10 protein-coding genes are annotated in these 13,367 nt (G+C 43.0%); 4 read left to right on the forward strand and 6 right to left on the reverse strand.

What is annotated here, in order from left to right; all coding sequences use genetic code 11:
• Nucleotides 1-761 precede the first annotated feature (761 nt).
• Nucleotides 762-1,547: a hypothetical protein gene (locus CLI64_RS27340; RefSeq protein WP_103140153.1), complete on the forward strand. Its 786-nt coding sequence runs from the start codon at nt 762-764 to the stop codon at nt 1,545-1,547.
• 353 nt (nt 1,548-1,900) lie between these two features.
• On the opposite strand, the gene clpP is transcribed toward CLI64_RS27340, so the two are convergent.
• Complete coding sequence (gene clpP / locus CLI64_RS27345; protein ID WP_103140154.1) at nt 1,901-2,512, reverse strand: ATP-dependent Clp endopeptidase proteolytic subunit ClpP; 612 nt, start codon at nt 2,510-2,512, stop codon at nt 1,901-1,903.
• 371 nt (nt 2,513-2,883) lie between these two features.
• Here clpP and CLI64_RS31340 point away from each other — a divergent pair, with 371 nt between their 5' ends.
• Nucleotides 2,884-3,039 carry a hypothetical protein gene (locus tag CLI64_RS31340; RefSeq protein WP_192881613.1) on the forward strand — a complete coding sequence of 52 codons (156 nt, stop codon included), beginning with the start codon at nt 2,884-2,886 and terminating at the stop codon, nt 3,037-3,039.
• A 209-nt stretch (nt 3,040-3,248) separates the two neighbouring features.
• On the opposite strand, the gene gcvP is transcribed toward CLI64_RS31340, so the two are convergent.
• The 3 genes from gcvP to gcvT all read right to left on the reverse strand — a co-directional run bounded on the left by gcvP (nt 3,249) and on the right by gcvT (nt 8,145).
• Nucleotides 3,249-6,215 carry an aminomethyl-transferring glycine dehydrogenase gene (gene gcvP / locus CLI64_RS27350; RefSeq protein WP_103140155.1) on the reverse strand — a complete coding sequence of 989 codons (2,967 nt, stop codon included), beginning with the start codon at nt 6,213-6,215 and terminating at the stop codon, nt 3,249-3,251.
• 242 nt (nt 6,216-6,457) lie between these two features.
• The gene (gcvH, locus tag CLI64_RS27355) at nt 6,458-6,850 is read right to left on the reverse strand and encodes a glycine cleavage system protein GcvH (protein WP_103140156.1); all 393 of its coding nucleotides are present in this window, start codon (nt 6,848-6,850) and stop codon (nt 6,458-6,460) included.
• Nucleotides 6,851-7,008: 158 nt separating this feature from the next.
• Nucleotides 7,009-8,145, reverse strand: a complete 1,137-nt coding sequence (gene gcvT / locus CLI64_RS27360; RefSeq protein ID WP_103140157.1) for a glycine cleavage system aminomethyltransferase GcvT — start codon at nt 8,143-8,145, stop codon at nt 7,009-7,011.
• A 176-nt stretch (nt 8,146-8,321) separates the two neighbouring features.
• On the opposite strand from gcvT, the gene CLI64_RS27365 reads away from it, so the two are divergent.
• Nucleotides 8,322-8,816, forward strand: a complete 495-nt coding sequence (locus CLI64_RS27365; protein ID WP_103140158.1) for a pentapeptide repeat-containing protein — start codon at nt 8,322-8,324, stop codon at nt 8,814-8,816.
• A 268-nt stretch (nt 8,817-9,084) separates the two neighbouring features.
• Here the strand turns inward: CLI64_RS27365 and CLI64_RS27370 are convergent, their stop codons facing one another.
• Nucleotides 9,085-11,064 (reverse strand): AarF/ABC1/UbiB kinase family protein, encoded by a 1,980-nt coding sequence (locus CLI64_RS27370; RefSeq protein WP_103140159.1) that lies wholly within the window; start codon nt 11,062-11,064, stop codon nt 9,085-9,087.
• 245 nt (nt 11,065-11,309) lie between these two features.
• Entirely contained in the window at nt 11,310-11,462 is a 153-nt protein-coding gene (locus CLI64_RS31035) for a hypothetical protein (protein ID WP_157943329.1), read from the reverse strand.
• Nucleotides 11,463-11,567: 105 nt separating this feature from the next.
• Between CLI64_RS31035 and recN the strand changes: the two genes are divergently transcribed.
• Nucleotides 11,568-13,319: a DNA repair protein RecN gene (gene recN / locus CLI64_RS27375; protein ID WP_103140160.1), complete on the forward strand. Its 1,752-nt coding sequence runs from the start codon at nt 11,568-11,570 to the stop codon at nt 13,317-13,319.
• The last annotated feature ends 48 nt before the right edge of the window (nt 13,320-13,367 follow it).

A 13,367-nucleotide genomic window follows, 5' to 3' on the forward strand; every position in this document is an offset into this window, starting at 1 on the left:
AACCAAACTTAATATTAAGTAAAGCTGACGAAAAGTTTTCCCGTTAGTGTTAATTACGCAACTGATTTTGAGTCTAGTGTGGTAATGAGTCGCCGCATCACCCAAAAAAGTGCCACATAGGGGAAACTACAGGTGTTTTGTGGTCGAGGTTGAGGGTACTTTTGCGTGATTTGCCTCTGATTTTTTACTGAAAAAAACTGCCGAATTACCCAACTTGTCCGTATGAAGAATCAGTAACAATCAGGTACTAGGCTAAGTAGCAGTGAGGAAGAACCATTACTCCATTATTGTAGATTTAGAGGGTACTTCCAGAAAATAGTTCTGGATCTCGAATTGGGTAATTAGTATAGCATTAATAGTCAAGGCACTGAGAATAAATGAACTATGATCATCCCATACACTAGCAAATGCTACAGCTAGATCAATCTGATGAGAGCGATCGCCTCTAGAATACCAAGTTGTTACTCATGATTTGGCAAACAATCCTCCCTCAGCTTCTCCACCACTAAAATAGAAAAATTAGCAACACCAAGATATGGTGGTCTAATTGTATTCATAATATTTTCCACCCACTCAAAACTTAGTGGCTGTAAAGTTAAAATACATTTACTAAACCATCCAAGACAAAATTAATCCCACTCACTCAGATTTATATTCTGAAGAGAATAATTTACTTTCTGGCAGTGCTAAAAAGTCTGGTTGTGTAAATTTCATGAGTTTTCACTCCATAATTTCCTAGAATTAGATTTGGTAGCAGTATTATGTTGGCTCAATTCCAGAGCTTGTATCCCAACGGCAGTTTAGTTTCTGAATTAGTAGAAATTTTTCAGGGAAAATTTATTGTTCGCGCCAGCGTGCAGATCGAAGGTGTTACCCGTGCTACAGGTATGGCAGCCGCCGAAACCGTAGAAGCGGCTGAAGACCAAGCCAGAACACGCGCCTTAATGGTGTTAGGAATGACCAATACACCACAAACATCAGTACAAACTGTCTCAACACCCACTCCACAATCAACAACACAGTTTCAACCTGTCAATTCCCCAATTCCTGAATCTACAGTTCCCTCAGTTACAGAAAATCACGCCGGTAGTAATCACTGGTCACTCACGCATAATGAAACTGCGGTGAAAGTTGATACAACTATTCCCAGTTACAACCCAGAGATTAGTTACCCAGCACTAGAACTCAGTCCCATCATGGAAGACACACCACCAATGTCTATTCCAGATGCAGACAATCTACCTTTAACGGATCTTCCTCCCAGCAACGTTACCCCCTTTACACCACGTAATTCTCATCCCCCAGAAAACGTTGCGCCCATATCTGGAACTGGGAAGAAAAAGAAAAAAGCCGAACCCGTAGATTTATCTGATGTCATTGCTAAAACCGATGTAGAGTTGCAGCGACTAGGCTGGACACCAGAACAAGGAAGAGAGTATTTAATTAAAACCTACGGTAAACGCGGACGCACTTTACTAACAGAAGAAGAATTACACAGTTTTCTCAAATACCTAGAATCGCAACCTGATCCCATTGCGGGATTCTAATCTCTTAGTCAGTAACTTAGGAAAGTCAGGTTTTTTACACTTAGATCCAAAAATACTGGTTTCAAGGTATAGGGGTGTAAGGGTATGAGGGTGTAGGGGTGTAAGGGTTCATGAAATGATGATTTTCTCTTTAGTCTGAATCAGTCTGAGAATTCAAAAGGGGAGGGGAAAATTAAATTTTCCCCTCCCCTTTTGCAGTAAAAGCAGTTAACTGTTCAGGACTTATATTACGCACAGAGGTGATTTGTTCAGAAGGTTTGTAAGGGTTTTGAACCCCTACACCCCCACACCCCTATACCCTTATACCCTCACCCAAACCCTTGATTCTTCCTATCACTGCGTAAGTCCTACAGTTAACTGACAACAGCTACCGGACGACTACCCGCAGAATGACGGTCAATTACTTGGTCAATCAAGCCGTATTCTTTGGCTTCCTGTGGTGACATAAAGAAGTCGCGTTCGGTATCTTCTGCAATGCGCTCAAGTGGCTGACCGGTATGTGCGGCTAAATACTCATTGAGTTTTTTCTTGTGGTAGAGAATTTCTCGCGCTTGAATTTCAATATCGGTAGCTTGACCTTGTGCGCCGCCTAAAGGTTGGTGAATCATAATCCGAGAATGGGGTAGACTCATCCGCTTACCTTTCGCGCCAGCACTCAAGAGAAAAGCACCCATACTTGCCGCTAGCCCAGTACAAATAGTACAGACATCAGGGCGAATCTGGTTCATAGTATCGAAAATCCCCATGCCAGCTGTCACCGAACCGCCAGGAGAATTTATATACAAATAAATGTCTTTTTCTGGGTCTTCCGCATCCAGGAAAAGTAATTGAGCCACAATCAAGTTAGCTATGTTGTTGTCAACCTGTTGACCCAAAAAGATAATTCGCTCACGCAACAGGCGTGAGTAAATATCAAAGGCGCGTTCACCGCGACCTGATTGTTCAATGACGATAGGAATAGTCATGCAGCGTACTTGTAGCTATTTTAAATTCCATTTTATCGATGACAACGGCTGATTGTGGTCTTGAATCGGGGCGTAGAGGTATGGATATCCGTCTGAAGCTACAGATTTTTTCGACTATCTACTAGCGCGCTTCTGTGCTGGGGCAGATGCTAATCATCTTTACAGGCACTTTCTATAGTGAGAGAACGTCCAGGGAAATGTGCTGATAAGTCATGATTTTGTGGGATTGAATATCTCATATTTAAGTTTTTTTTAGCTTTTTATCAGCAAAGATACTGTTTATTTTGTGTAAATCCGGTAAAACAAGGTGACAGGGTGTAGTTAAATTCGCCTAGCCTAATCGCAATGTTGTCAACTGAGGGAGACCTGCCATGCCGACAAAACTTGTGCAAGCCGCCATCATCACTTTCTTGCTGTATGTGATTGCAGGACTGAACCATAGTCCCAAAATGCAAAATAGAGCAGTTTCACCCTCAGCAGAATCGCCTGTGCAGATTATTAGTATGCTTTTCCGTTCTAGGCCTTAAGAACTCAAGGTTTTTGGTGAATACTAAAGTTTTCCAGAAAAGGACTAAAGTCCTGACTACGAACTGAATTATAGCTTTATCAGAGATTATGGAAAAAGCAGAGGAATAAATTTAGGGATGATGGAGTGATGATCCCTAAATTTAAATTTCTCAGATGAAATGAGGTGCGATCGCCGATTTATTTCTCATCAACTCAGCTACAACTTGCTTTATTGATAAGCGTCCATTGGTAAACAAGAACAAACAAAGTTTCTGTCTCCAAAAGCTGCGTCAATTCTACCTACACTCGGCCAGAATTTATGTTCTCTTGTCCACGGTGCAGGGTAGGCGGCTTGTTCGCGGGAATAGGGGTGAGTCCATTCGCCAACGATGAGGCTAGCGGCGGTGTGGGGTGCGTTTTTCAAGAGGTTATCTTCAGCATCCATCTTACCTGACTCAATTTCAGCGATTTCTTGCCTAATTGCTATTAGCGCATCACAGAAACGGTCTAATTCTGCTTTCGATTCGCTTTCTGTGGGTTCAACCATGATTGTACCCGCCACAGGCCAAGAGACAGTGGGCGCATGGAAACCGTAGTCCATGAGGCGTTTTGCTACATCATCAATTTCGATGTTGGCGGATTTTTTGAGCGATCGCAAGTCTAAAATACATTCATGGGCAACTAACCCATTCTGCCCTTTGTACAATACCGGATAGTGGTTTTCTAATCTCTTGGCGATGTAATTGGCGTTGAGAATGGCGATTTTTGTCGCTTGCGTCAACCCAGCAGCCCCCATCATCACAATATACATCCAAGAAATCACCAAAATACTCGCACTTCCCCAAGGTGCAGCCGCTACTGCACCGCAAGGAGAGTGGTGAGTGCTGAGTGGTGTTAGCGGAAGCGGGGCGTTTAGCCCGTGCTGAGTGGTTGCAGGTACAACAGGGTGTCCTGGTAAGAAGGGGACGAGATGGGATGCAACGCCAATTGGCCCCATACCTGGGCCGCCGCCGCCGTGGGGGATACAGAAGGTTTTGTGTAAGTTTAGGTGACATACATCTGCACCAATGTCACCAGGGCGGCAAATACCGACTTGGGCGTTCATATTTGCACCGTCCATGTAGACTTGGCCGCCGTGACTATGCACGATGGCACAGATTTCCTGTATGGCTTCCTCAAATACACCATGCGTTGAAGGATATGTCACCATCAACGCCGCTAGTTCATGACTGTGTTTGGCTGCTTTGGCTTTTAAGTCAGTAACATCAATATTACCGTCAGCATCACAGGCAACTGCTACTACTTTCATGCCACACATGACCGCACTGGCGGGGTTTGTGCCGTGGGCTGAGGTGGGAATTAAACAAACGTTGCGGTGTGCTTCTTGTCGGCTTTCGTGGTATTGACGAATTACCAACAGTCCGGCGTATTCCCCTTGTGAACCTGCGTTTGGTTGCAGGGAAATTCCCGCAAAACCGGTGATTTCTGCTAACCACGCCTCTAGCTGTTGAAAGAGAATTTGATAACCTTGGGTTTGTGATGCTGGTGCAAAGGGGTGAATTTTCCCAAATTCTGCCCATGTCACCGGAATCATTTCGGCTGTGGCGTTTAATTTCATGGTGCAAGAACCCAAGGGAATCATTGATGTATTGAGAGATAAGTCCTTGGTTTCTAGTTGGTGCAGGTAACGCAGTAGTTCTGTTTCCGAGTGATAACGGTTGAAAACGGGGTGAGTGAGATATGCACTATTACGGGGTAAGGCAATATGAGAAGCAACCGTTAATTCGGCGGCGGTGAAGGGTAACTCATCTGTCAAAGCAAAAATCTGCCAGAGTTCAATGACATCTTCTAAAGTTGTGGTTTCATCTAAAGAGATACCGACAGCAGTCTTATCAAAAACCCGTAAATTAATGTTTCTGGCTTGGCAGTCTGCGAGAATAGTATCTAGATTTTGCGTTCCCAATTCTACCCGCAGAGTATCAAAGAAGTTTTGAGAACTAATCTTGTAACCTAGACGTTGTAAACCTGCCGCCAAAATAGCAGTTAACTGGTGAATATTCGCCGCAATATTTTTTAGTCCATCGGGGCCATGATAAATGGCATACATACCTGCCATCACAGCTAGTAACACCTGGGCTGTGCAAATATTACTGGTGGCTTTTTCTCGGCGGATGTGTTGTTCACGGGTTTGCAAAGCTAGACGCAAAGCAGTTTTACCTTGGACATCTTTCGACACACCGACAATGCGCCCTGGGACTTGTCGTTTGTATTCTTCCTTGGTGGCGAAGTACGCAGCGTGAGGGCCGCCAAAACCCAGAGGAATACCAAAGCGTTGAGTGCTACCGACGGCGATGTCTGCCCCTAGTTCACCGGGAGGGGTGAGTAAAGTTAAACTTAGGGGATCTGCTGCTACCGTTACCAATGCACCCTCAGCATGGGCTTTTGCGATAAAAGCGCGGTAGTCATAGATAGTGCCATCACTGGCGGGATATTGCAAAACAGCCCCGAAAATTGGTTGAGCAAAATCAAAGGTCTGATGATCACCGATAATAATTTCAATGCCCAAGGGTTTAGCCCGTGTTTGTAAGACATCAATAGTTTGGGGATGACAATCACGGGAAACAAAATAAGCAGTGGCTTTATTTTTGCACACGCCGTAGCTCATGGTCATTGCTTCGGCGGTGGCTGTACCTTCATCTAATAATGAGGCGTTGGCAATTTCCAAACCTGTTAAATCAATAATCATGGTTTGGAAATTTAACAGGGCTTCGAGTCGTCCTTGGGCAATTTCTGGTTGATAGGGGGTGTAGGCAGTATACCAACCAGGATTTTCTAGAATATTACGTTGAATTACTGGGGGAGTAATAGCATCGTAATATCCCATACCAATGTATGAGCGAAATACCTGATTTTTCTGAGCAATTTGTTTTAATTTTGCTAAGGCGGCGTACTCAGTTTGTGCGGTTGGTAATTGTAGCGGTTGATTTAGCCTAATAGATGCGGGTACGGTTTTATCAATCAGGTCTTCTAGGGTGGATAATCCTAAAACATCAAGCATTTGCTGGATATCTTGAGAATTTACCCCTATATGCCTTTGTATAAAATTAGCTGTTTGATCTAGTGATTGATTTTGGCGATTACCTTCGGTGGGGCGTAGCCCATCGCTAGACTGAGAAATAGATGCAAAAGATACCACAAACTTAATACTCCAGACGTAACTTATTCATATTTTGCAACAAATACTCTTGACAAGCTGCCTGAGTTTGTAAATTCTTTAACAGATTATGCAAGAATTTCTTCATAGGTGTGAGAAAAACAATAGAGACGCAGCAAAGCCACGTCTCTAAAAGCTTCCTAGATAAAGCATATTTCAACCTAAGATTCAGGTAAAAGACAAAAAATCCTTCTTTTTACTTTTACCTTTTACCTTTTGCCTTCCTAAGCCCCTTCTACTTCCGAGCGATACTCGTCTGCTGTCATACCATCATTAAATTCATCAGGGTCATTAACACGCAGTTTTAATAGCCACCCTTCTCCATAGGGGTCATCTGCTACTGCTTCAGGAGAATCAATTAAAGCCTCATTGCGTTCGATAACTGTACCGGTGACTGGTGTATTTAACTCTTCCACAGCCTTCACGGATTCAATCGTACCAAACCTTTCTCCCTTGGTCAGCAAATCACCAATTTCTGGCAAGTCCAAAAATACCACATCACCTAATTGGTCTACAGCAAATTCAGTAATACCCACAGTAGCTATTTCCCCATCTAGCCGCACGTATTCATGAGTATCCAAATATCTTAAATCTTCAGGGTAATTAAACGAAGACATTTCTATTCCTCTGCAATATCAAAAAATCACTCTCACAGTAACTTAGGTCATACTTAGCAATTAACCATACTGTAAGCTTGAGTATCTTACAACACATAGTCAAAAGTCAAAAGTTATTAGTCAATAGTCAACAGTCAACAGTCGTTAACTTTGTACTTCTATATTGAGGGTTTGTTTTTCGATTTGTAAAAGGGACGTTTCACAACGGTGGCTGGGTATGTTTTAGTGCGAATTTCTACAGCTAGTTGCTGTCCCACTTTGGAAAACTGGGTAGGAACGTAAGCTAAAGCCACGGGATAACCTAGTGTGGGGGAAAGAGTTCCGCTTGTGACTTCCCCAATGATTTTATCGTCTGCAATGACTGGGTAGCCATGACGGGCGATGTTGCGTCCTTGGGTTTGTAAACCGACGAGTCGGCGTTGCACACCAGCAGTTTTTTGTTGTTGTAAAACGTCTCGACCGATAAAATCGCCTTTGGTATCAAGATGAACTAACCAACCTAAGCCAGCTTCTAGGGGTGTGGTGGTGTCGTCGATATCTTGACCGTAAAGTGCCATCGCTGCTTCTAGGCGTAGGGTATCTCGCGCCCCTAGTCCGCAGGGAATAACACCAGCTTCATACAGATTTCGCCATAGTTCTACGCCGATTTCTGGGTCTAATAATACTTCAAAACCGTCTTCCCCAGTGTAACCAGTACGGGCAAGAAAGGCGGGTTGACCTAGTATGGTGGTTTGGATATGACCGAAAGCCTTAATGGGTTGTAAGTTTGCTGTGACGAAGGGTTGTAAATAACTTATGGCTTTTGGCCCTTGCACGGCAATTAAGACTTTTTCAGATGATAGGTCTTGAAAATTGACCTCGTTTTGGTCAAGATGCTGTAATAACCATGCTTTGTCTTTGCTGGTGGTGGCTGCATTGACGATGATAAATGCTTGTTGTGTCCCGGTGGCATCTTCGCCTTGGTAATAGACAATGATATCGTCAATGATTCCGGCTTGGGGATTTAATAATACTGTGTATTGGGCTTGTCCTGGTTGTAAACGACTTAAATCGGAAGGTACTAAACTCTGGAGTTGCGAAATTAGTTTTTTACCTTGTAGGGTAAATTTGCCCATATGGGAAATATCAAACATCCCGGCTGCGTTGCGTACAGCTTCATGTTCGCGAGTAATACCGCTATATTGTACCGGCATTTCCCAACCACCAAAGCTGGTAAAGCGGGCTTGGAGTTCTACACCCTGTTGATATAAAGGGGTTCGCGCTAAGGTTTCGGCAGAGTTTTGTTGATTAGCCACAGGTAGTTTTACTTATGCGATCGCACTTCAATATATATTCTATGGGCATCAAAAAGGCAAAAGTAAAAAGGTAAAAGGCAAAAGATTTTTTTCTTTGACCTTTTGCTTTTTACCGTTTGCCTTCTTCCTGATGTTTAATATTGAAAGGGAGTGTTGAGTTTTGTTAAGAAGAAATTATGAAATATTGGCGAGTGCTAGCTAGTTTTGTCTTAGCGATGGTTTTATTATTGTTTCCTGTGTCGGCGGAGGCTGCTAGTTCTTCCAGCATTACCCGTTCGGCTGGTGATGAGGTTAAGGGTAAGGATTTTAGTGGTCAAAGTTTAATTGGTAGTGAGTTTACCAATGTGGATTTAGAGAATGCTAACTTTACCAATGCTGACTTACGGGGTGGCGTGTTTAACGGTACTGTTCTGGAGGGTGTGAATCTACATGGTGTAGATTTCACTGATGGTATTGCTTATCTAGCTAAGTTTAAAAACGCTGATTTAAGTGATGCAGTATTCACCAATGCGATGATGTTGCGTTCTACTTTTGATAATGTTGATGTCACTGGAACAGATTTTACTAATGCGGTTTTAGATGGGCTACAGGTGAAGAAACTTTGTGCTAAGGCTGATGGTGTGAATTCTAAAACTGGTGTCGATACTCGTGAGTCTTTGGGTTGTCGATAAGATTTTTTGATATTAGATTAATTTAACCCTGATTTCTTTAAGGAATTGGGGTTTTTATTTGGATTAGGAGAACACCTGGTTTTTTGCGATATTCTAAATTTGGCGTTGCTGATAAGTTTGTGGAAAAGCTCACGCAGAGGCGCAAAGGCGCAAAGAAGGACGCGGAAGGATTATTCTTGAGGTGATCTAGGTTGGATTTTTTCAGGATTTGTAAAAGATGTCTGTTTTAAAAACCCCAACTAATTGTAAGAGTTGGGGTTTCTCTGTTTTATCCTCTTTTGAGAGTCAGTGATAAATTGGGTGATTGTGCTAAATCACTATTGTTGTTGCTATTAGCTTCTTCTGCTGCTGCTAGTAGTTCACGAATTAGTCTGACTATGGCTTTTTGCAGCAATTGATTGGTGATTTGTTGACCTAGCCGTTGCACGTCTGGATTAAATAATAATTGAGCAATCTGTGGTGCAAATTTGGCTGGGTCAAAGCCGCGAGTTTCCCTCAAAATACTAGAGATGTTTTTGATGTGTTCTAGGGTTTGTTGTTGTTCAACTGTGGCGGCTGGTGTTTCGTTAATGGCTGTAATCCCTACTCTTTCTCTTAATAAATAAGTAAAGTTATGCAGCACATTTAAACCAACAGCATTCAGTCCATTTAATAGTTCATCTACTAGCTTATCGCGGATAAAAGCACCGCGTTCAGAAGAGAGAAAATCTAAACCCTGATTGACTACTAAATTAAAGTCGTATTCTTGGTTTTTACGGGCGTTGCGTAATAAGTTTTCTAAGCGATTCCACCGGAATCTACCCTCTTTAAAGAGTAAATCTTTGAGTGAGGTTCTTAATTGTGGTGCGGGGTCGGTTAATAGTCGTTTAGCAACATAAGGATAAGCCTCACTCAACACTTTAAATTCTGGATCTATAAAGATGGCTATACCTTCTAGTGTCACCAAAGAACGAATAATTAAAGCGTAGTAGGGGGGAACGCGGAAGGGATATTCATACATTAATTCTGATAGGTCATCAGTGATGCTTTTAATGTTGAATTCCGCTACACTAGCACCTTGAGCGTTAGCAAAGACTTTGGAGAATGCGGGAATAATGGGGGTTAAATCGGTTTCTGGGGAGAGGAAATCTAGCTTGACGTAATCTTGTGCTAGTCCTTCAAAATCACGGTTAACAACGTGAACGATCGCCTCAATTAAACCATATCTTTGGGGCGGTTGAATCTCGCTCATCATCCCAAAGTCGAGATAGGCTAATTTACCATCCGGTGTGGCTAATAAGTTCCCTGGATGGGGGTCAGCATGGAAAAATCCATGTTCTAGTAATTGTCTTAAAGAACACTGCACACCGACTTCTATTAAATAGCGTGCATCTATCCCTTGAGCGTTAATTTCTGCTGTTTGGGTTAATTTTGTACCGTTAATCCACTCCATCGTTAACACACGACGGTTAGTATATTCCCAGTAAATTTTCGGTACGTAAATGTCTTTAATATGACCATATAATTCAAAAAAGCGTTCGGCATTTTCGCCTTCGTGGATATAATCCATCTCTTCAAAAATGCGATCGCCTAATTCATCTAAAATCCCGACTAAATCGCTGCGGACTCGCTTGACTTGTTTCTGTACCCAAGCCGCTAGCCCTCTTAAAATATATAAGTCTATGGTGATGCGTTCTCTTAAATCAGGACGCTGGACTTTGACAGCCACTTCTTCACCAGTTTTGAGTTTACCTTTGTAAACTTGCCCCAAGGAAGCAGCCGCAATTGGTGTGGCGGAAAGTTCGGTGTAAATCTCCTCTGGTGCGTTTCCTAATTCTTCTTCAATAAACTGATAGGCGATTTCATTGGGAAAAGCAGGTAACTGGTCTTGTAATCTGGTGAGTTCTTCCAGATAAATGGGAGGGACTAAATCCGGTCTTGTGGATAAAGCTTGTCCGATTTTGATATAAGCAGGCCCCAAGCGCGTCAACAACTCTCTTAATTGAATTGCGCGACGGCGATCGCTTTTCACCACAACTCCCCGTTTACTATCCCACCATAAGCCCAAAACAAAGGACAAGGTAGGACTCAAAACTGCAACAATGCGCCGCAACACCTGTAAAGGTCTTGCTTGATAATAAACAGCGATTTCCGCAGGATTGTAACTCAATGTTTCAGGCTCTGTACTAGTTGTCAACATCGCCTGTTCTCTAGTTTGGAGTTCGCCCTCAATCGGTCGGGAGTTAGTGGGAAGTGTCTTAACAGTCATAGAAAAAGCCGCCGGTTGGATTGAATATGTTAAGCATTGTAACAATATGTTTAAAGTAATTCGTAAATCTTAATTTTGTAAAATGTGGGTGTGGGGATGTAAGGGTGTGGGGATGTAAGGGAAAGACGAATGACCAATGACCAATGACCAATGACTAATGACTAATGACTAATTACTTTTGCTACACTTAAATGTGCTTGCTAGTTCAATATTAGTAGGTATTTGCCGAATCTCAAAAATCCAGCTTAACTTCCTGTAATTTGACAATATTCGGCATCTACTTTTAACAAAATATTAAGGTTCAAAGTTTCGCTTTTACGGTAGGCGATAGATACCTTGGTGTTTCTCTCCTGGGGACTTCCAGAAAATAAATTATCCAATTTCCGAGATTCAGACATCGTTCTTTTCCTCCTGCCCCCTGCCTACACAGTGATAGTATATTTTTTAAGTTGGAAGTCCCCTGCGATCCCTTCACCCCTGCTTTTTCACAGAGAGTTGTTCTGATGTTGCTCTGCCTGCGAATTGAGAATTTTGCTTTAATTGATCAACTAGAACTGGAATTTGGCGCGGGATTAAATGTATTGACAGGTGAAACCGGCGCAGGAAAATCAATTATTTTAGATGCGATTGATGCGATTTTAGGGGGGAAAGTCTCTAGTCGCGCCATTCGCACAGGAACGGCTAGGGCGATGGTAGAAGGGACTTTCTCTTCAACGCCACCGTTAGCGGCTTGGTTGACGGAACAAGAAATTGATTTAATTGATGATAGTTCTATAGTCATCAGTCGAGAAATTACAGCTACATCTAGTAATATTCGTAGCCGATCGCGGGTCAATGGGGTGTTAGTTAATCGCCAAATTATGACGGAATTGCGCGATCGCTTGGTGGAAATTACCGCCCAAGGTCAAACTGTACAGGTGGGACAATCCGCCCAAGTCCGTGATTGGCTAGATATGTATGGCGGCGATTCCTTAGTTAAACAGCGTCAAATCATCACCGCAGCCTTTAGTGCTTACCAACAAGCCCACACCAACCTCGAAAAACGCCGCACCTCTGAACGAGAACGTTTACAACAACTAGATTTACTCACCTATCAAGTCCAAGAACTATCAACGGCTAATCTCAGCGATCCCCAAGAATTAGAACAACTCCAACAAGAACGGGAACGTTTAAATCATGTCGTAGATTTGCAACAGATGAGTTACAAAATCTACCAAGCTTTGTATCAAAATGAAGACGAAACCCCAGCCGCATCTGATTTGTTGGGTGATAGTGAAGCCACCTTAAATGACATGGTGGAGTATGATAGCCAACTGCAACCACTCCTAGATTTAATTAGAGATGCACAAACAGCTTTAACGGAAGTCGCACGACAAATTAACACCTATGGTGAAAGTTTAGAAGCTGATCCCCAAAGGTTAGAGGAAGTAGAAGAACGCATCCGAGAGCTAAAACAAATTTGCCGGAAGTATGGCCCTAGTTTACAAGAAGCGATCGCCTATTATCAAAAAATTCAAGCAGAATTAGCAGAACTTAATGACGGTGAACAAAGTATTGAAAGTCTAGAACAGCAAACAGCAGCCTGTTTAGACAAACTCACTCAAGCCTGTGAAAAATTAACCCAATTGCGCCAAAAAACCGCCGCCACCCTCGAATCCCGACTAATAGCTGAACTCAAACCCTTGGCGATGGAAAAGGTACAGTTTCAAGTCGAAATTACCCCCACACCACCAACGGCGGCGGGTGCAGACAAAATCACCTTCATGTTTAGCCCCAACCCCGGCGAACCATTGCAACCATTAACAGAAATTGCTTCCGGTGGGGAAATGAGCCGGTTTTTACTCGCCCTCAAAGCCTGTTTTACCCAAGCCGACGCAGCCGGAACGTTGGTATTTGATGAAATTGATGTAGGAGTTTCAGGAAGAGTAGCCCAAGCGATCGCCGAAAAATTACACCAACTCAGCCAGCATCATCAAGTATTATGCGTCACACACCAACCCTTAGTAGCAGCAATGGCAGACTGTCATTTCAGGGTTAACAAGCAAACCATCACCCAAGGCAAAGGTAAGAAATCAAACAACGGCAACACCGAACAGCGTACAGTGGTGCGAGTGACTAACTTAGATGATTTGACTACCCGTCGGGATGAACTAGCACAACTAGCCGGTGGTAAATCCGCCAGTGATGCGATCGCTTTTGCTGAATCGTTATTACTACAAGCCGCAAATCATCGTAGTCAAGGGAAGAGGGATTAGGGCAGGGGCATGGGGCATGGGGCATAGGGCATTGGATTTTCTTCCCCT

It is taken from the genome of Nostoc sp. CENA543, assembly GCF_002896875.1.
In the GTDB taxonomy this organism is placed as follows: Bacteria; Cyanobacteriota; Cyanobacteriia; order Cyanobacteriales; family Nostocaceae; genus Trichormus.

What these genes read in the sequence shown, in the direction of transcription:
- CLI64_RS27340 (WP_103140153.1), top strand. Translation starts at nt 762, where the DNA reads ATGTTGGCTCAATTCCAGAGCTTGTATCCCAACGGCAGTTTAGTTTCT.
- clpP (WP_103140154.1), bottom strand. Translation starts at nt 2,512, where the DNA reads ATGACTATTCCTATCGTCATTGAACAATCAGGTCGCGGTGAACGCGCC.
- CLI64_RS31340 (WP_192881613.1), top strand. Translation starts at nt 2,884, where the DNA reads ATGCCGACAAAACTTGTGCAAGCCGCCATCATCACTTTCTTGCTGTAT.
- gcvH (WP_103140156.1), bottom strand. Translation starts at nt 6,850, where the DNA reads ATGTCTTCGTTTAATTACCCTGAAGATTTAAGATATTTGGATACTCAT.
- CLI64_RS27365 (WP_103140158.1), top strand. Translation starts at nt 8,322, where the DNA reads ATGAAATATTGGCGAGTGCTAGCTAGTTTTGTCTTAGCGATGGTTTTA.
- CLI64_RS27370 (WP_103140159.1), bottom strand. Translation starts at nt 11,064, where the DNA reads ATGACTGTTAAGACACTTCCCACTAACTCCCGACCGATTGAGGGCGAA.
- CLI64_RS31035 (WP_157943329.1), bottom strand. Translation starts at nt 11,462, where the DNA reads ATGTCTGAATCTCGGAAATTGGATAATTTATTTTCTGGAAGTCCCCAG.
- recN (WP_103140160.1), top strand. Translation starts at nt 11,568, where the DNA reads ATGTTGCTCTGCCTGCGAATTGAGAATTTTGCTTTAATTGATCAACTA.